This window comes from Salinithrix halophila, assembly GCF_042650125.1.
GTDB classification, from domain to species: domain Bacteria; phylum Bacillota; class Bacilli; order Thermoactinomycetales; family DSM-45169; genus Salinithrix; species Salinithrix halophila.
In genome coordinates this window covers 87,018-104,918 of sequence record NZ_JBHSAP010000007.1, presented here as the reverse complement: position 1 = coordinate 104,918, position 17,901 = coordinate 87,018, and the positions used below count along the sequence as shown (strand labels likewise).

Below are 17,901 nucleotides of genomic sequence, written 5' to 3'. Positions count from 1 at the left end.
CGTTCTTGTTACATACTCTTAAATTTGCAAAGCATGTCCGAAAGCACTAAAAGTACTGTGAATATGACTAGGTTCATGATTTTTTGCTGTGGCTCAAGTTGATCAGGGTTAATCAATGAACGAGATTAAAAGGATCGCTGATTCATCTATAAATTGTGGTGGAGGTCCGGAAAGTCCACTCGGTTTCGAGTGAAAACAAATATCTAGTTTGATAAGGGGACTGTTCATTGATACCACTAAAAAAATATTAATTAATGCCAATAAAATGCTTGAAAGTTCCAATGATGCAACTGTATACCAATAGTTGGCATGAGGAGGTAAATAAGGAGTAAATGAACAAAAATGAAAAAACATTATTTACCCGTGGTGCTAGTTGAAAGTGGAGTGCTTCCAACGATGACCGTGACATCTCGAGAGATAGCCCAATGAACAAGGAAAGTATGAGCGAGCAAGATGCCTTCTAAATTCCGTTCAAAGCCGAGAGAAGAAATAGCCGTGGACGATTAATGTGAAAAGCGTCGATAAGCCCAGAAAACAAGGTTTCTATTCGCTTTCTCTTGGTACGAATAAAATGCCGAAGAGACTTTGGAAAAGAAACGTTTTGATTCGATCGAGGTTGAACGAAAAGTGTGACACCGAGTCGATCTTTCAGACGATTGTAAAGTTCCTTACTTACATATCCCTTATCAGCCAAGATATAATCCTGCGGATACTGTTCAATCAGTTCTTCAGCCAGATGAACATCATGGACGGAAGCCTTGGCAATCACATCACCCACAATAAACCCTCCATCCGTTACATGAAAGGATCCTTCAGCCCATAGTATTTTTCTTGGCTGCACAATATCCGATATCGGCTATTTCTCTCATTCGCTTCGCCCGATATTTTCGTGCAGGATGGCTTAACGGAATCGGAAGACTTTCGATTATCCCATAGGAACCTTTCCTACTATAAAGGCGGATCAGTCGAGAACGAATCCATTTGATGATCGAAAGGAGTTGCCGGCAACGACGATGATAGCGAGAACGCTCGGGAAATGGTTGATCTAAAAATAGGTTCTGACTAACAAACTGATGCCACATCCGTTCTGACGTAAACCCCAGCATGTGTCCGAGAATATGAACAGCTATTATCACAGCATCCCGCTGTTTTTGTAGGTGAGTATTTCGTCGTTGACGGATCGCGTAGGGCACGACAACCTCATACGCTTTCTCTACTTCCTTTACTATCCTCGATAACAATTGCTGAATTTGACTACACGATTGGGTACAATGAAAGAGCTCTTGCATGGAGATCCTCCTTTGATAGTAAAGCACTTTTATTATGGAGGATCCTTTCTGAAAAAGCTATTTTTATTTAACTAGCACCACGGGTATACTTTTATAAAGGGGAGAAAAACTATGAAGTTAGGGAGAAGAGGGGTACTCTTAGGTTTAGTATGTATGTTTTTCGTTTTATCCTTCTATGCACCGTCATCTTATACTGCAGTTGGGAAATCGAAAGCAGTTGGGAAATCAAAATTTGTAGAATATGCTGTTTCTATTCCAAATCAGGGACATGATATTCCGGGCATTTTATCTGTCCCCGAAAGAAGACCTCATCAAAAAGTTCCTGCTGTTTTACTATTACATGGATTAGGAGGAAACAAGAATGAAATAGGAAATTTATTTCAACGAATGTCCCAAACACTTGCGCAACAAGGATATGCCTCATTGCGTATTGATTTTGCAGGAAGCGGTGACAGTCAACAACCATTTGTAGAACACAATCTGGATGATAGTGTTCTCGATAGTCAAAAGGCTTTGCAGTTTTTAAAAGGTCACCCCCAAATAGACCATAGCCGCATCGGTATATTAGGGTACAGCCAAGGAGGAAGGGTTAGTCAGATTGTATCTGCTAGAGATAAACAGGTGAAAGCGCTAGCTACTTGGTCATCAGCTGCATCTAATGGCATCGGAGATTTTGAACCATTCTTCAAGTATGCTGATGAGGCACATAAAAATGGTTCTGTAAAAGTTGATCTATTTGGAAGGATTTTGGAATTCGGTTATAAATGGTTTGATTCTATTGAAAACTCCCGTGCAATGGATGAGATTGCTCATTTCCAAGGGCCCTTACTTGCAATTGGAGGAGAAAAAGATACAGTAGTTCCACCTGTACGTGCACGGGAACTCATCAAGAATGCTGGAAGTTATCATGCTACACTACGCATTATAAAGGATGCAAATCATGGTTTTAATGTTTTAGATTCCGAGGATAAATTGAATGCAGACCAATCCATTAGTAAGCGTCTAATTAAAATTACATCTCAATGGTTTGTTAACAATCTATGAATAATTGAAGCCTCATTTCATGACATGAAGTCCGGCCCCATCCGTTGTACGGGTCGAATGTTACTTTTGTCCGCTTCAGAAGTTTGTCCTTGAAGGAAGCCATTATTCCTCCCATGATGAGTTGATGAAGGGGCTCATGTGCCCCTTCATCAAAATCGTTTACTATCCTCACTCTCAATATTTTCTAAGAGGTTCATTGGAAATGGTGCTGGCCTTTCACATGTACTTACCCGTGGCCCTGGTGGGGATCAGCCTAGCAGCTTGGTTTAAGCACAAAGGGTGGTTTGACAGGATGTGAAAGGGGGGCCTCTGGATGATCGGTAGTAGATTCTATCATGGAAGGAAGACATCCGACCTTTCGGATGTCTTTTCTCGTGGCAGAATCCGCGCATCAGTGTGCCGGATTATCCGGGGATTGGTTTTTGCTTTCGGCGTGGGTTCGTCGCAGCAAGGGTAGGCTGAGGAAGGATGAGCAGGCGAGGAGGAGGGCGGTCCCGATATAGATGGTGCGGATGCCGAACAGGTCGGAAGCGATGCCGACGAGAAAGATAGACAAGCCGAAGATCCCGTACATCAGGGCGCCGTGAGCGGCAACCACTTTCGGCAGCAGGGAGGGGGAAACCGTCTGTTGAAACAGGGTGCGTTGGGCGATGTCTCGCAGTTGGTAGAGGGGCCCCATGAGCAGACAGAGGATGAGAGAAACGGCAGGGATCGGTACAAAGGCGAATACGAAGGTGAGCAAGCTGTTCCCGGCGGCTCCGATAAACATTCCGACAGCCAGATGGGCAGATAAACGTCGAGAGAGTGCGATCACCACCAGGCCGCCTAACAGGGTGCCCGCATAGTAGCTGGCATTGATATATCCCCACCAAATCTCGCCTCGGTGCAGGACTTCCTTTACGAAGACGAGCAGGATCGCCCCGACCCAAACGGACGCCGATAACGTTTCGATCAGGTCCATCAGCGTAACCCGACGCAGTACAGGGTTGCTCCAAATGGTGGACCAGCTGTCTTTGATGGCATACCAGTTGGAAAGGGGTTCTTTTTTGTCAGCGATCGGTTTTCCTTCCGGATCTCGGATGAAAACAAGGAGGAAGCTGGAGACGCTAAACAGGAGAATGGTTATCCATAGCGTATACAGGTTGCCCATCCAGGCAACCAACAACCCGCCTGTGGACCAACCCAGAAGCATCATTGTCTGGTCGGTGGTGGAAAGCCAACTGTTGGCTTTAACTAGCGCGACCAGGCGGGGGATCATCGCATTGCGAGCGGGCACGGTCCAGCCGTCAAGAAAAGATACGGCGAAAACAACCGAAAGAATCAGGGGGATTCCGCTCTCGAAGTTGCCGATGATCAAGGCCAAGAGGAGGAGGAGCCCGGTCTGGCCGCCTTGCGAAGCGATTAAAAGGCCTCGGAGGGGAAAGCGATCCAATAACAAAGGAGCGAGGAGACCGCTTGCCATTTGAGCTCCAACCCGCAGGACAGGAACGGTAGCAGAGTAGGCAGCAGATCCGGTCTGCTTGTAGATCAGTGTTACGATCGCCATGATATAGAAAGCGTCGGCCAGGTTGGCTAGAGCCTGGCCCAGCCAGAGAGCTCGAAAGGAAGCGGATAATTTTCGCATGTTCAACTCCATGATCGAAAATAAAGGCGTTTCACTTGTCCGGAAAAAGGATAAAAGATGGGGCGGAGGAAGAAAACGGTGATGAGGAGGTTTTTTTATTGGCAAAAGTATTGATTCTCACCGGTGATGCAGTTGAAGCCTTGGAAGTTTTCTACCCTTATTATCGCCTGCTCGAAGAGGGGCACGAAGCGGTCATTGCCGCACCCACCAAGAAAAAACTGAAGACCGTGGTTCACGACTTTGAACCGGAGATAGAGACCTTCACGGAAAAATGGGCCTACGGACTGGATGCCCACGCCTCCTTTGATGACATTGATCCGGCGGACTTCGACGGTTTAATCATCCCAGGCGGTCGCGCGCCGGAGCACATTCGTATGCATGCAAAAGTACCGGACATCCTTCGTCACTTTTTTAAGGAAAATAGACCCGTCGGTGCCATCTGCCATGCGGCTCTTGTCTTCAATGTAGTGCCCGAGTTAGTAAAAGGGCGTTCGATGACCGCTTTCACCAATTGTCGGCCCGAAGTCGAAGCCACTGGCGCCCAGTTCGTAGACAAACATCTCCACACGGAGGGTAACCTCGTCTCTGGCCACGCTTGGCCAGACCTGCCTGGCTTTATGAAAGAATTCCTCCATCTGCTGAACCAGTAACAGCCGGATAGGCCCCCGAGGTTATTGACAAAGTCTTTCTACACTACGACGGTGGGCCGGTTACCAGTGAAGCGCCTGTTGGACCGACGCCCAGCGGAGTCGGCAATGCCGGCCTCCCACCCCGCATCGACTTATCCGCAGTCTCGCCCCTGTCTTCAAGGGGCTTTTTTTGCTGCTGTCATCAGGGGTGCATTTCAGCTTGCTCCGGTTGGCATCGTTTGCAGGGCCGAAATCCCGCTTTTCGGGCCTCATCAGGGCTATTGAAAAAATGAAGGTTTTCTCGTTTTGGATGGGGTGACCGGCAGGAGGGACGGCAGAAAACGCCTGTGGTTTGGACCCCATACCAAAACCGTCCGTCATAGGAGGGATCACAGGCAAATATCGCGTTCACCATTTCGTCCCTTTTCTCCACACGCATCGGGAGACCTCCTTCTGTTATCGCACTTCTTCACTCATCGCTGTTAGCAACCCTTTTCCGTATGATGAAATAATAAATCGTCATGAAAACATAGTAAATTGCCGTGATAAACAAGTGGTCAATCCAACGGGTCCATCGATCTAAGTCCTGAGTAAAAATCAGATGATACAAAATAAAGCCCAATACATAGGTGATTGGATACACGATGAAGAGGAATCGTTGAGCCGAAAGAATGGTGTTATTTTCCTTCAAGATGGGTATCCTCCTTATTCCCGTCACCGCAAAGGATGCTTGTAATCGATTAAAGATTCTCTGAAGTATACAACACGGATACCTGCAAAAAACCGCCTATATTTATCATATTAGTCTAAAATTTATATGGATGTAAATACTTTATTTTCAACAAAACACTTCTGCTTCTTTCTTTGGTGTATGGGCTCTTTCCCTTTCAATTTTCCCAAATCCGAAGTTTAAATGGGGGAGGGAGGCGGGAAGGAAACTTGAAATACCAATTTTTGATGGGAGTGGGGTTTATGAGACAAAAAGTCGGAATGGTGGCTGTCGCCGCCTTGTTGGTACTGACTGCCTGTGGACAGCAGCAAACGGTGCCGAAGGAAGGCGGAGGAATGGGTTCGGAAGGGGAAAAGACGGAGAAACCGGGAGCAGGGACAGAGGACCCTCGTAAACAAGTAGTGGTCGAGATGGAGAACGCAAAGGGTAAAGAAGTTGGAACGGCGACCTTGCAGGAGGAGACCAAAGGTGTCGAGGTTCGCTTGAACGGGAAGGGGTTACCTCCAGGGAAGCATGGCCTCCATATTCATGAGCAAGCCGAGTGCGATGCTCCTGATTTCAAATCCGCCGGTAAGCATTTTAACCCAGAAGGGAAGGAACATGGGCTGGAAAATCCAAAAGGCGCTCACGCGGGTGACCTTCCCAATCTGAAGGTGAAAAAAGACGGGACCGCTCAACTGTCCGCCATCGCCAAGGGAGTGACGTTGGGAAAAGGGAAGCACTCCCTGGTTGGCAAAAAGGGAACGGCTCTTGTCATCCACGAACAGCCTGACGATATGAAGACGGATCCCGTCGGCAAGGCGGGTGACCGAATCGCCTGCGGAGAGATCGAGGATCCCTAAAATCTAAAACTGGTAAACCCTCAGCACCCACTAAAGTGGGTGTTTTTTATAGTCCGGGCGACCGTCTATACCACAGAGGCCGTCCGATCATATCCTGTAAAGAGTCAGCGTACAGAAAGGAGGCCAAAAGGTGAGTAAATTATCCACCCGTGGTTTCGTCGGGTTCGGTTTTCCGGGTCTTTGGATCGCGATTGCGGTCATTGTGATTCTGTTTATCTTTTTCGCCGCATTCTGGTGGTTCGGTGGCGGATTTTACGGTCCCTATTATTAAAGGGACCCGCTAGATATCCGTTTGGAACAGCCTCCCGTCGCGGAGGTGATTTTTTGGCGGAGATCAGGGAGGTGTGATCGAACATGCTGAGGCCATGGTTTTCCACACTGGACGGCGGTGGGTTAGGGGAACTCATGAAAAGGATGGAAGCATGGTCCCAGGAGTTTGAAGGGAACCGAATCCGAGGGGATTTCTATCAAAAGGATGGGGAAGTGGTCGTCATGCTGGAGATTCCGGGTTTGAAATCCAGACATGAGATCGACGTTAGGGTGGAAGGACAGATCCTCACCGTCCGAGGGACAACGGAAGCCGAACCGGAAGGGGAAATTCCCGGGGAGCTGTCTGCTTTCGTCTATGAGATGTTGTTGCCGGGACAAGTGGACGTCTCCCGGATGGTCACTCGTCTTCACCCTGCCGACCGCGTGTTGACGGTCCGCCTGCCCCGGGTCTGACGAAGGGGAAGCCCGTTGTGTCAGGCGGCGGGCTTTTTTTGTATCCAATAAAGGAAGGGAGAAAGGGCTCCCAAACCTGTGATAAGATAAAGCCACGTGGGTCTGATGGAAAGAGGTGTACATAATGTCCGAAAAAACACAGGGAGAGCTTAAAAAAACCCTGGCAGAACTAACCAATGCACCGGGTCCACCGGGGCACGAAGGGCCTGTGCGGGAAGTGATGGTTCGCCAGGTTGCCCCTTTTGCTGATGAAGTGGCCTCTGACAATCTAGGTGCAGTGATCGCCCGCCAAGGGGGGGAGGGACCGCGCATCATGGTGGCCGGCCATCTGGATGAAGTGGGCTTCATGGTGACACGTATTACGGAAGCTGGGTACTTGCGTTTTCAGCCTCTTGGAGGATGGTGGAGCCAAGTGGTTCCAGCCCAGCGGGTGGAAGTGATGACAGGAAAAGGGGAGCTGTTAGGTGTAGTTGGTTCGAAGCCCCCCCATCTGTTGTCGCCGGAACAACGGAAAAAGGCAGTTCCTCTCGATGAGTTGTTTATCGATGTCGGTGCTACCGACCGAGAAGAAGCGGAATCCTGGGGCATCCGTCCCGGTGACGTCATTGTTCCCCATTCCCCTTTCACTGAAATGGCCAATCCCAAGCACTGGTTGGCCAAAGGGATGGATAACCGTATGGGTTGTGCTGTGGCGGTTGAACTGTTGCGACGCCTCCATGGAACGAATCTCCCTAATACCGTCTACAGTGTCGGAACGGTTATGGAAGAAGTGGGACGCCGTGGTGCCTTCACAGCCACTGCTGCTGTGAAACCCGATATCGGCATCGCCGTCGATGTGGGAATCGCCGGCGATACGCCCGGCGGTTGCAAGGATCAGGCACCTTGCAACTTGGGAGGCGGTCCCCTGTTGGTCCTCTATGATGCGGGCCACGTACCCCATCGGGGACTCGTCCGGTTGATTCAGGAAACGGCTGAAGAAGAAGGGATTCCGCTTCAGTACGAATGGCTCGCGCGGGGAGCCACCGATGCCAGTCATATCCATCTCTATGGAGAAGGCGTGCCGACGGTGACCATGGGCGTCCCGGCCCGGTATATTCATAGCCATACTTCGATCATCCATGAGGATGATATCGAAGGTTTAGTCGATTTGCTGGTCGCTGTCATCCGGCGTTTGGACACGGAAACGGTGGAGAATCTTCCCATCTAAAAAAACCGTCTGATCGGAGCATCATCCGATCGGACGGTTTTTTACGTATCGAGAACGGAAAAAGATGAACTAGCGAGAGGCCCGCTTTCAGTCCCCTTATGAGGGAGAAACCGGAGGTTGAGCTTTTTCCTTGGGCATATTGCCGTGCAGGGTTTGGATCATATGGTCTTGTTCGTTTTTAGCGCTGTTCTCCCAGATGACTTCAAACAGAACACCTAAGCCGGGGAGCAATTTTTCTTCACCGCGTTCGATGGAATCTGTCACCATATTGCGCAACTCATCCTGGCTCATGTCCTGGATATTATGGATCACCGCGCCGCGAATGGGAAAGCTCATGGAATCACCCTCCTTTCTTCCGTATTGTTGCCCACCGAACGCGACTTATCCGTAGTTAAATTAAAATTGTGGTATAATAAGCGCGATTGTTTGCTGACACAGAGGAGGATCCGCATGAATAAGCAATTTGCCGTCATCGGGTTGGGACGTTTCGGGGGAAGCGTCGCCAAGACTCTTCATGATATGGGGTACGAGGTACTGGCCATTGATAAGGATCCCCATCGGGTGCAAGATTACGCCCAGATTGTTACCCATGCCGTGGAGGCGGACTCCACCGATGAAAACGCCCTACGGGCTCTGGGAATCCGTAACTTCGACGTTGTGGTTGTTTCGATTGGAGAGGACATCCAATCCAGCATTATGACCAGCTTGATCCTGCAGGAAATCGGTGTGGGAAAAGTGGTCGTGAAGGCACGCAACGACCTGCATGGAAAAGTGCTGTATAAAATTGGTGCCGACAAAGTGATCTACCCCGAACGGGATATGGGAGTGCGGGTCGTCCACAACTTGATTTCCCCCAATATCCTGGATTATATCGAGTTAGCCGATGATTACAGTATTATTGAGGTGCACGCTGGGGAGTTTTTCGCTGGTAAGTCCCTGGAGCAGCTGGATATTCGAGCGAAATTCGGCTGCAACGTGATGGCGATCAAGAGTGGCCCGGGTATAAATATTGCTCCTCTGGCCAGTGATCGGATCAAAGAAGGGGATATTCTCGTGGTGATCGGCCACAACAACGACTTAAAGAAATTAGAGGAGAAGGCGTAACGTGATGAATATCCGACGAATCACTTCTTCCCGCAATGACCGGGTAAAGCACTGGCGTAAATTGGCTACCCGGAAGGGGCGGGATGAAAACGGAACTCTCCTGATCGAGGGGGTACACCTCTTGGAGGAAGCGGTGCAGGCTGGTTGGAAAATCAGGGCCATCCTCGTTTCCGACGAAGGCACTCATATACTTGACCGGGTTGCCGGACTAGGAGATGCGCCGATTTTTTCTCTGTACCCCTCTACTTTCCAACAGTTGGTTGATACCCCCTCTCCCCAAGGGATAGCTGCTGAGGTTGTCGTTCCTTCGGAGAGGGGTCCGTTACAATCTGCGGATCGCGCTCGTGTCTTGCTTCTGGACGCGATCCAGGATCCAGGAAACCTAGGGGCGATCCTGCGAACTGCAGAAGCAGCGGGAGTTAGGGACGTCTGGTTGGGTACAGGAACGGTGGATCCTTATAATCCCAAGGTCGTTCGATCGGCGATGGGCTCTCTTTTCCGTTCTCGGCTCCGCCGAGTTGATCTAAAGAAAGGGATCCCCGAATTAAAGCGGCAGGGTTACTTCATTGTGAGTACCAGTCCGCGGGCGGAACGGTATCACTTCCGATTTGAGTTTCCTACCAAGACCGCTCTGCTTCTTGGAAATGAAGGACGAGGGGTATCGCCTGAGGTGCAAGCCCTGTCGGATACCCATGTGCAGATCCCTATGCCGGGAGAAGTGGAGTCTCTCAATGTCTCCGTTACGGCTGGCATCCTGTTATACGAACTAGTACGACAGGACTGGACCCAAGGCGATGGAGAATCTTGAGAAAAGCCCGTTGCAAACCGGTCTCATTTCCGCTATACTATGGAACACAAGTGCAACGTAATCGGCTGTGATGGAGAAGAGTACCGCCGTACGTCCCTTCAGGGAGAAGGCGCCTTGACTGAGAGCGCCATCGGGAACCGGCCGCGGGAAGTTCACTCCGGAGCCGTGCCCCGAACCCGGTTTAGCGGCAGTAAGGGTTACCGGATAAATTCCGTTATCGATGCAATGAGCGGGACAAACCTCCTCTTCTATTGTAGGAGTTTGTCCAACCAGGGTGGTACCACGAAACTCTCGTCCCTCGGACGCGGGGTTTTTTTATTTACCAGGATTGATTGGAGGAGGCGTCACCACTATGCGCGAGCGTCTGAAATCACTGGAAAAAAAAGCCGAAACAGCGATCCGGGAAGCAGCGGACCTGGATCAACTCAAGGATCTGCGTGTCAAATATCTCGGAAAAAAAGGGGAATTAACCACAATCCTACGGGGAATGAAAGACCTCTCCCCGGAGGAACGACCGGTTGTCGGAGGGTTGGCAAACGAAATCCGTACCGGGTTGGAGCGATGGATCGGTAACAAGGAAGAAGAGTTGAAAAAAGCCGCTTTGACTACCCGTTTGGAGGCAGAAGCCCTAGACGTCACCTTGCCAGCTGCTCCTCCTTCATTGGGAGCGGTTCATCCTATCTCCGCCGTGATTGAACAAATTGAAGATATCTTCATCGGGATGGGCTTTGAAGTGGCGGAAGGGCCGGAAGTGGAATCGGACTATTATAATTTCGAAGCACTTAACCTGCCCAAGGAACACCCCGCCCGAGATATGCAGGATTCTTTTTACATTACACCGGAAATCCTGCTCCGGACGCATACCTCTCCGGTGCAGGTGCGGACAATGGAAGCGAAAGAAGGCCAGGTTCCGGTCAAAATCATTTGTCCTGGTAAGGTGTACCGGCGGGATGATGATGACGCCACCCACTCTCACCAGTTTCACCAGGTGGAGGGCTTGGTGATTGATCGGGGCATCGCGATGAGCGAGTTGCACGGAATTTTGGCAGGTTTTGCCGAGAAGATGTTTGGAATGAAACTGGAGACCCGTCTACGTCCGAGCTATTTTCCCTTTACCGAGCCCAGTGTGGAAATGGATATTTCTTGTATCCAGTGTGGTGGTGAAGGGTGCCGGATGTGTAAGAATACCGGTTGGATCGAGATCCTGGGAGCGGGTATGGTCCACCCGAGGGTGCTGGAAGGGGCGGGATACGATTCCGAGCGTTATACGGGATTTGCTTTCGGTATGGGACCGGATCGGATTGCGCTTCTGAAATACGGGATTGATGACATTCGCCACTTCTACACCAACGATGTCAAGTTTCTGCGCCAATTTCAATCGCTTTAAGAGAAGAGAGGGAGATCACGGATGCTGGTATCCTATCGTTGGCTGAACCAATACGTAGACTTGGAGGGCGTCACCCCCGAGGAGTTGGCCGAAGCGCTGACACGGGGTGGTATTGAGGTGGATGTGATTCAGAGCCGGGACGGTGGTGTGGAGAAGGTGGTCGTTGGCCACGTTACGGGTGTCGAGCCCCATCCCAATGCCGATAAACTACGTGTCTGCTCTGTCGATACGGGCGGGGAGGAACGGCTGCAGATTGTCTGTGGAGCCTCCAACGTCGCCCAGGGACAACAGGTGCCGGTCGCTCTTCACGGTGCCAAGCTGCCGGGAGGCATGAAAATCAAGAAGTCGAAGCTTCGCGGCGTCTCTTCCCAGGGGATGATCTGCTCTGCTAAAGAGCTGGGTTTACCGGAAAAATTGCTTCCCAAAGAGCAGCAGGAGGGAATTCTTGTTTTACCTGCGGACGCGGAGGCGGGTTCGAATATCAAGGAGATCCTCGAGTTGGAAGACCATGTGTTGGAACTAGACCTGACACCTAACCGATCCGATTGTCTCAGCATGATCGGTGTCGCGTACGAAGTGGCCGCCCTTCTTGACCGAGAGGTAAACTTACCTGAACCCCAGGAACAGACGCCCCTTGGAAAAGGAAAATCGGTGGACCTTCTTCTAGACGCCGAAGAAGACTGCCCCTTTTATGCTGCCCAGGTGGTGGAGGGACTTACCTTGGCTCCTTCTCCCCAATGGTTGCAGAATCGGCTTCTTTCCGCAGGGATCCGCCCAATTAACAACGTCGTCGACGTGACCAACTACGTGATGCTGGAGTATGGCCAGCCCCTTCACGCCTTTGACTATGAGCGAATCTCGGACGGAGAGATCGTGGTTCGCCGGGCTCGACCGGGGGAACAGGTGGTTACGCTGGACGGCGTTACCCGGGCTTGTGATGAAGAAACGCTCCTGATTACCGACGGCACCCAGCCGATCGGGATCGCTGGTGTGATGGGCGGTCAGGATTCCGAAGTGACGAATTCGACGACTACGGTGCTGCTGGAATCCGCCTATTTCGCTCCGCCTTCCGTCCGCCGCACGGCCCGTAAACTGGGGCTTCGTTCCGAAGCGAGCAGTCGCTTTGAGAAAGGAGTGGATCCGGAGCGGATCATTCCTGCTCTCCACCGTGCCGTCCAACTCCTCGGTGAGTTGGCTGGTGGGAAAGCCGCCTCCGAAGTGAGAGCGGAGACGCTGGGGGATATCGATGAAGTGTCGGTCACTCTCCGCCATAACCGGCTGATCGGAGTACTCGGGGTTCAGATCCCCGAAGAAACCGTGGAGGATATCTTCCGCCGCCTTCGGTTCCCGTTGGTAAAGGGGGAGGGAGTATACCGGGTTCAGGTTCCTTCCCGGCGGCCAGATATCTCCATCGAGGTGGATCTGATCGAAGAAGTAGCCCGCCTGTACGGATATGATCGCATTCCTACGACGCTACCTTGGGGACAGCAATCGCCGGGATCCCTGACACCGGAACAGCGGATGCGACGGATTATTCGCCATACCCTTCGGGATGCGGGACTGTTTGAGGTGATCAATTATAGTCTTACCTCACCTTCCAGGCTTAACGAAGTGGAAACCCCCGCTGCGGAAGGGATGCGACCGATTCGTCTCAATATGCCGATGAGCGATGAACGGAAGGTATTGCGAACCTCCGTGGTTCCCCAGCTCCTCGAGACAGCGGAATACAACATTCACCGGCGGGAGGCAGGTGTCGCCCTTTTCGAACTCGGGAAAATCTATCTCACGGATGAACGGAAGTTGAACAAGTTGCCGGAGGAGCGGTGGGAATTGGCTGGCCTCCTCACCGGTGAGACAGGGTCGAAACACTGGCAGACGGGAGATGCCACTCCAGATTTCTTTGTAGTCAAGGGCTTGGTAGAATTTCTTTGTCATCGATTGGGCATCGGCGGGATCACATACCAGGCCGCCCGACCGGAAGGTTGGCATCCGGGTCGAACGGCGGAAATCCTACTCAATGGAGAAACCATCGGTTTGGTCGGACAACTCCATCCGCAGACGGCAGAAGCCCATGATCTAGGCGAAACCTATGCCTTCCAATTGGCTGTACATCCGCTGTTTGCACAGTCGGAAAAGACAGAGACAACCTACCGTGCCCTCCCGAGGTATCCAGCAGTCACCCGTGATTTGGCCCTCGTTGTGGATACTGATCGGTCTTCCGCCGAACTGGTACATGTCATCCGTGAGACCGGCGGGGAATGGCTAGAGGCGGTAACTCTCTTTGATGTGTTTACCGGAGAGCAAATTGGGGAAGGGAAGAAAAGTGTCGCATACGCATTGCAGTACCGGGCGGAGGACCGAACGTTGACCGATGAAGAAGTCAACCGAGTCCATCAACAGATCGTCGATCGGTTGAAAGAGGTCTGCAACGCGACACTGAGACAATAATCCCCTCCCGTCCCGGCTCCGGCAGGAGGTTGGTGCTGACGGATCGAAGTATGGGAAGACGGCCTTTTTGGCGTACGGGGAGGAAGCGTGATGAGCAAAAACCGATTGAGCGTGGAGATTTTTGGCCAGATGTACAATATCGTAGGCAAGGCCAGCCCGGGATATATGCGGGAAGTAGCCCGGCAGGTTGACGATAATATGCGGTCGATGGCCCAAGGGAACCCCCGCCTGGATACAACGAAGCTGGCCGTTCTGTCAGCGGTCAACATTACCGACGCTTATATGAAGCTGAAACAGGAATACGAAGAAATTTTACACCTAATCGAAGACGAACAAGTGTAAAGGAAAGGTTGATGACACGATGGGTCTGTTGGATTGGATCATCGTCTTGTTGGTTGTGGGAGGACTTTTTCAGGGCTATCGAAAAGGGCTGATCAAGGAAACGGCTTCCCTGATCAGCGTATTGCTCGGCATTTACGTGGCCTGGCAATTCAGCGGCGACCTCGCTCCCGCCTTGGCAAAAGCCATCCCACTGCCGGAGACCTGGACGACGGGGGCGGTTGGTTTGCTGCCTGTTGAGAAGGTCGTTTACCATTCCTTAGCTTTCCTCCTACTGTTTCTGTTGACCAAGATTGCTGTCTCCATAGTGGCCTCTTTCCTTACACAGATCGCCAATCTCCCGGTTCTTTCCCACATCAATGGGTTGGGCGGTGCGGTATTGGGGGTTGCCAAGGCCTTTCTGTTGCTGATGGTGGTGGTCAATTTGCTGCATCTGATGCCATGGCAGGAAGGCCAGAAAGCGGTTGAGGAGTCGTCCCTCAGCCAAGGGATGCTGAATATGACCCCAGACCTCACCAACAGCATGAAACGGGGACAAAGCGAATCCTGATCCCAGCAAAAACCCCCACGGAGGGGGTTTTTTCTCTGGCTGGAAAGAATGAATCGAAACGAAAGGTACGGGAGGAATGGCTCATGAACACCAAAAAGGTTGCTTTAATGCTCCTGGAATTGGCGAACTTGATGGAATTGAGGGGGGATAATCCTTTCAAAGTGAACGCTTACAGGCGAGCGGCACGTGCGCTGGAAAACAGCCGTGTTTCTTTGGAGGTGCTGAGAGAGCGCCCAGAAGAATTGGCTGGGGTAGGGAAAGGGACGGCGGCGGCGATCCGAGAAATTTTGGAGACCGGTGAGTTGGAACAACTGAAACAATTGAAGGAAGAGTTGCCTGCCGGGCTTCCTTCCCTGCTTGAAATTCCAGGACTGGGTCCTAAATCGATTCATGCACTGTACCGGGAATTGAAAATCACCAACCTGGATGAGTTAGAGGAGGCGGTAAAGGAAGGGCGGATTCGGAATTTGGCGGGTTTTGGAGAGAAAAAAGAAAAAAACATGCTAGAGGGTATCCGTAACTATCGAGAGCGCCCGCGCCATCATCTCCTGGTTCATGCTCTCCCGATTGCCGAAAAAATCCTGAAACGATTGCAGGAGCTGCCCGAAGTGAGTCGGGCGGAAACCGCCGGCTCCCTTCGGAGGATGAAGGAGACGGTTAAAGATATCGACCTGGTAGTTGCGACGGAAGCTCCATCCGCTGTCGCAAAGGTTTTAACGGAAATGCCGGAAGTGACCAAGGTAGTGGCCAGCGGGGAGAAGAAAGTAAGCTTGCTTATCGATCTGGGTCTGGAGATCCAAGTGGATGTTCGGCTGGTTGCTCCGTCCCAATTTATCTCCACGCTCCATCATTTTACCGGTTCCAAAGAACATAATGTTCGCATCCGGCAGCGGGCCAAGGAATTCGGGTGGAAAGTAAGCGAATATGGCATTTGCGATCCGGCAAAGGGAGAAGATTTCGCCTTCAGGGAGGAGAAAGAGCTGTATGAAAAACTACAACTTCCCTATGTCGCTCCGGAAATCCGTGAAGATCGGGGGGAATTTGAACGGACAGCGGATGAATTGCCCCGACTGATCCGCTTGGAGGATTATCGGGGAGACCTTCATATGCATACCCGATGGAGTGATGGGACCGGATCGATCAAGGAAATGGCTCTCGCGGCGCAAAAGCGTGGTTACCGCTATATCGCTGTTACGGATCACTCCCAGTCCCTCAGAGTTGCCGGCGGCTTGACGGCAGAGGATTTAAAAAGGCAGAGGGAAGAAATTGAGGCCGTTAATGAGGAAATGAAGGATTTTACTGTCTTAGCCGGGGTAGAGATGGACATCTTGCCAGACGGTAGGTTGGATTTTTCTGATGAGGTATTAAAAGAGTTGGACCTCGTGATCGCCTCGATCCACAGTTCTTTTCAGCAGGATGAAGAGACGATTACACGCCGGGTCCTGAATGCCATGGAAAATCCGTATGTCCATATCATCGCTCATCCGACAGGGCGCTTGATTAACCGTCGGGGGCCTTATGCCCTCCATTTGGATCGTGTATTTCAGAAGGCGAAAGAAACCGGTACGATCTTGGAGCTTAACTCCCATCCCTACCGGCTTGATTTGAACGATATTTATCTGAAAAAAGGCAAGGAGGAATACGGCCTTACCTTTTCAATCAATACGGACGCCCATGCCCCCGAAGGGTTTGACTTCATCAACATGGGTGTGGCGACTGCCCGACGGGGATGGTTGGAACCCGCGGATGTAATCAATACTTGGCCTCTGGATCAACTGCTGGAACGGTTAAACGGCAACCATTCCTAAGTATGTCCGACTTCCTATCGGTACTGCCCGGTGGATTTTTTGTATAAGTGAGGGGAAAGTCGAGATACTAACAGCAAAAGATACCAACCTCGGATAGAAAGGTTGTCTCAGCATGAAAAAGCGTATCTGGCTGGTCCTTCTCGCGTCTTTTTTTCTTTTGGCGACTCTGTCCTCCGCTATTTCTTCAGCAGAGGCCGTGCCGTCAGCTAAGGAGCCCCAATCCTCCGATTCGGAAGTATCGCCTGTTGTTGCCCGGGCTGTTAATGGTAAGCTTCGGCTGGGGTCGGCCGGTGACATGGTGTATGAAATGCAGGGGCGTTTAAAGTACCTCGGGTTTTACGGAGGAAAGATTGATGGTCGTTTCGGATGGCGCACCCACCGGGCTCTTCGTTTGTTTCAGAATCAATTCGGTGTGAAAGTGGATGGGGTCTTCGGCTCTCGTTCTAAAAAAGCGCTTCGGGAAGCGACCAAAGGGTGGGCTCCCGGAGTGGAAAACCGCATTTATCAAAAAGGAGATAAGGGCGGGTATGTTTGGGAACTGCAAAGGCGGCTTCAATATATCGGCTATTACGCAGGAAAAATCGATGGCACTTTCGGTAAGCAGACTGACCGGGCCGTGCGAGATTTTCAGTATCGGTTTGGCCTCAAAGTCGATGGGAAAGTGGGTCCCCGTACTAAACTGAAATTATGGCGGGCCACCCGGGGTATGCGTGCTGCTGGAAAAGCACCTGGACGTGCCGCAAAGCCGCCTGCCATGACTCGAATCAAACCCATGCAGCGGGTTCCTCAATCAACGAATGGCTTATCTAAACAGGATATGCGTATTATGGCCCAAGCGGTTTACGGGGAAGCCCGCGGCGAACCCTATGTCGGGCAAGTAGCAGTTGCCTCGGTCATCCTAAACCGGTTGGAAAGTGAAAAATTCCCTGATACCCCGTCAGCCATCATTTACGAGCCCTTAGCGTTTACAGCCGTCCAAGACGGCCAAATTAACCTCGCTCCTGATGAAGAAGCGAAAAAAGCCGTTGCTGACGCTTTGAACGGATGGGATCCCAGTAACGGTGCCACCTATTATTTCAACCCGAATACAGCCACTTCCGGATGGATCTGGGGACGTCCCCAGATTAAACGGATCGGCAAACATATCTTTACACGATAAAGGAAAAACCGGCCTATGCGGGCCGGTTTTTTGTGTATGAATCCCGATCGCATGGTTGCAAATACATGGTATAATATTGGATGGATTTGTTTGTTTCTGATCCGGGGCTTTTCCAGGAACAAACAATGAAAACGTCTGTACGAGTGAAAAGCATGAGCGGCTCGGCTGGATTTAAGTCGGGGCGCTCAAACTGCGAAAAAAGGAGGGCGC

Annotated in this window: 20 protein-coding genes, 1 pseudogene and 1 other annotated feature; of the genes and pseudogenes, 15 read left to right on the top strand and 6 right to left on the bottom strand. The window is 51.2% G+C overall.

Annotated elements, in window-relative coordinates; all coding sequences use genetic code 11:
- Window positions 1–460: 460 nt before the first annotated feature.
- Together ACFOUO_RS02690 and ACFOUO_RS02685 are read right to left on the bottom strand one after the other, a co-directional pair.
- Window positions 461–841, bottom strand: a complete 381-nt coding sequence (locus ACFOUO_RS02690) for a transposase (protein WP_380701897.1) — start codon at window positions 839–841, stop codon at window positions 461–463.
- A complete protein-coding gene (locus ACFOUO_RS02685) occupies window positions 813–1,289 on the bottom strand; it encodes a hypothetical protein (protein ID WP_380701895.1) in 477 nt (158 codons plus the stop codon). Before ACFOUO_RS02685 ends, ACFOUO_RS02690 begins: the two co-directional genes overlap by 29 nt.
- A 111-nt stretch (window positions 1,290–1,400) precedes the next feature.
- Here ACFOUO_RS02685 and ACFOUO_RS02680 point away from each other — a divergent pair, with 111 nt between their 5' ends.
- Entirely contained in the window at window positions 1,401–2,333 is a 933-nt protein-coding gene (locus tag ACFOUO_RS02680) for an alpha/beta hydrolase family protein (protein ID WP_380701893.1), read from the top strand.
- 391 nt (window positions 2,334–2,724) lie between these two features.
- On the opposite strand, the gene ACFOUO_RS02675 is transcribed toward ACFOUO_RS02680, so the two are convergent.
- Window positions 2,725–3,957 carry an MFS transporter gene (locus tag ACFOUO_RS02675; protein ID WP_380701891.1) on the bottom strand — a complete coding sequence of 411 codons (1,233 nt, stop codon included), beginning with the start codon at window positions 3,955–3,957 and terminating at the stop codon, window positions 2,725–2,727.
- Between the two features lie 98 nt (window positions 3,958–4,055).
- Here ACFOUO_RS02675 and ACFOUO_RS02670 point away from each other — a divergent pair, with 98 nt between their 5' ends.
- The gene (locus ACFOUO_RS02670) at window positions 4,056–4,607 is read left to right on the top strand and encodes a DJ-1/PfpI family protein (protein ID WP_380701889.1); all 552 of its coding nucleotides are present in this window, start codon (window positions 4,056–4,058) and stop codon (window positions 4,605–4,607) included.
- A 181-nt stretch (window positions 4,608–4,788) separates the two neighbouring features.
- Here the strand turns inward: ACFOUO_RS02670 and ACFOUO_RS02665 are convergent, their stop codons facing one another.
- Window positions 4,789–5,025 carry an Ada metal-binding domain-containing protein gene (locus tag ACFOUO_RS02665; protein ID WP_380701887.1) on the bottom strand — a complete coding sequence of 79 codons (237 nt, stop codon included), beginning with the start codon at window positions 5,023–5,025 and terminating at the stop codon, window positions 4,789–4,791.
- Between the two features lie 30 nt (window positions 5,026–5,055).
- Entirely contained in the window at window positions 5,056–5,277 is a 222-nt protein-coding gene (locus ACFOUO_RS02660; RefSeq protein ID WP_380701885.1) for a hypothetical protein, read from the bottom strand.
- A gap of 281 nt (window positions 5,278–5,558) precedes the next feature.
- Between ACFOUO_RS02660 and ACFOUO_RS02655 the strand changes: the two genes are divergently transcribed.
- The 4 genes from ACFOUO_RS02655 (at window position 5,559) to ACFOUO_RS02640 (ending at window position 8,088) form a co-directional block, all read left to right on the top strand.
- Entirely contained in the window at window positions 5,559–6,158 is a 600-nt protein-coding gene (locus ACFOUO_RS02655; RefSeq protein ID WP_380701883.1) for a superoxide dismutase family protein, read from the top strand.
- Window positions 6,159–6,288: 130 nt separating this feature from the next.
- Entirely contained in the window at window positions 6,289–6,429 is a 141-nt protein-coding gene (locus ACFOUO_RS02650; RefSeq protein ID WP_380701881.1) for a hypothetical protein, read from the top strand.
- A gap of 83 nt (window positions 6,430–6,512) precedes the next feature.
- A complete protein-coding gene (locus tag ACFOUO_RS02645; RefSeq protein ID WP_380701879.1) occupies window positions 6,513–6,881 on the top strand; it encodes an Hsp20/alpha crystallin family protein in 369 nt (122 codons plus the stop codon).
- 124 nt (window positions 6,882–7,005) lie between these two features.
- Entirely contained in the window at window positions 7,006–8,088 is a 1,083-nt protein-coding gene (locus ACFOUO_RS02640; protein ID WP_380701877.1) for a M42 family metallopeptidase, read from the top strand.
- A 96-nt stretch (window positions 8,089–8,184) separates the two neighbouring features.
- Here the strand turns inward: ACFOUO_RS02640 and sspI are convergent, their stop codons facing one another.
- Window positions 8,185–8,424 carry a small acid-soluble spore protein SspI gene (gene sspI / locus ACFOUO_RS02635; RefSeq protein WP_380701875.1) on the bottom strand — a complete coding sequence of 80 codons (240 nt, stop codon included), beginning with the start codon at window positions 8,422–8,424 and terminating at the stop codon, window positions 8,185–8,187.
- A gap of 114 nt (window positions 8,425–8,538) precedes the next feature.
- Between sspI and ACFOUO_RS02630 the strand changes: the two genes are divergently transcribed.
- From ACFOUO_RS02630 to sleB, 9 genes and pseudogenes are all read left to right on the top strand, one after another.
- The gene (locus tag ACFOUO_RS02630; protein WP_380701873.1) at window positions 8,539–9,192 is read left to right on the top strand and encodes a potassium channel family protein; all 654 of its coding nucleotides are present in this window, start codon (window positions 8,539–8,541) and stop codon (window positions 9,190–9,192) included.
- A 4-nt stretch (window positions 9,193–9,196) separates the two neighbouring features.
- Complete coding sequence (locus tag ACFOUO_RS02625) at window positions 9,197–10,000, top strand: TrmH family RNA methyltransferase (protein ID WP_380701871.1); 804 nt, start codon at window positions 9,197–9,199, stop codon at window positions 9,998–10,000.
- Between the two features lie 58 nt (window positions 10,001–10,058).
- Window positions 10,059–10,302: a binding site (T-box leader), on the top strand.
- A 50-nt stretch (window positions 10,303–10,352) separates the two neighbouring features.
- Window positions 10,353–11,387, top strand: a complete 1,035-nt coding sequence (gene pheS / locus ACFOUO_RS02620) for a phenylalanine--tRNA ligase subunit alpha (protein ID WP_380701869.1) — start codon at window positions 10,353–10,355, stop codon at window positions 11,385–11,387.
- 21 nt (window positions 11,388–11,408) lie between these two features.
- Entirely contained in the window at window positions 11,409–13,835 is a 2,427-nt protein-coding gene (gene pheT / locus ACFOUO_RS02615) for a phenylalanine--tRNA ligase subunit beta (RefSeq protein WP_380701867.1), read from the top strand.
- Window positions 13,836–13,925: 90 nt separating this feature from the next.
- Window positions 13,926–14,177, top strand: coding sequence for a cell division protein ZapA (gene zapA / locus ACFOUO_RS02610; protein WP_380701865.1), 252 nt, complete (start codon window positions 13,926–13,928; stop codon window positions 14,175–14,177).
- Between the two features lie 19 nt (window positions 14,178–14,196).
- Complete coding sequence (locus ACFOUO_RS02605; RefSeq protein WP_380701863.1) at window positions 14,197–14,724, top strand: CvpA family protein; 528 nt, start codon at window positions 14,197–14,199, stop codon at window positions 14,722–14,724.
- A gap of 83 nt (window positions 14,725–14,807) precedes the next feature.
- Window positions 14,808–16,532: a DNA polymerase/3'-5' exonuclease PolX gene (polX, locus tag ACFOUO_RS02600; RefSeq protein ID WP_380701861.1), complete on the top strand. Its 1,725-nt coding sequence runs from the start codon at window positions 14,808–14,810 to the stop codon at window positions 16,530–16,532.
- A 112-nt stretch (window positions 16,533–16,644) separates the two neighbouring features.
- Window positions 16,645–16,929: pseudogene (locus tag ACFOUO_RS02595) on the top strand (peptidoglycan-binding protein); the annotation flags it as partial.
- Window positions 16,930–16,944: 15 nt separating this feature from the next.
- Window positions 16,945–17,691: a spore cortex-lytic enzyme gene (sleB, locus tag ACFOUO_RS02590; RefSeq protein ID WP_380703219.1), complete on the top strand. Its 747-nt coding sequence runs from the start codon at window positions 16,945–16,947 to the stop codon at window positions 17,689–17,691.
- The last annotated feature ends 210 nt before the right edge of the window (window positions 17,692–17,901 follow it).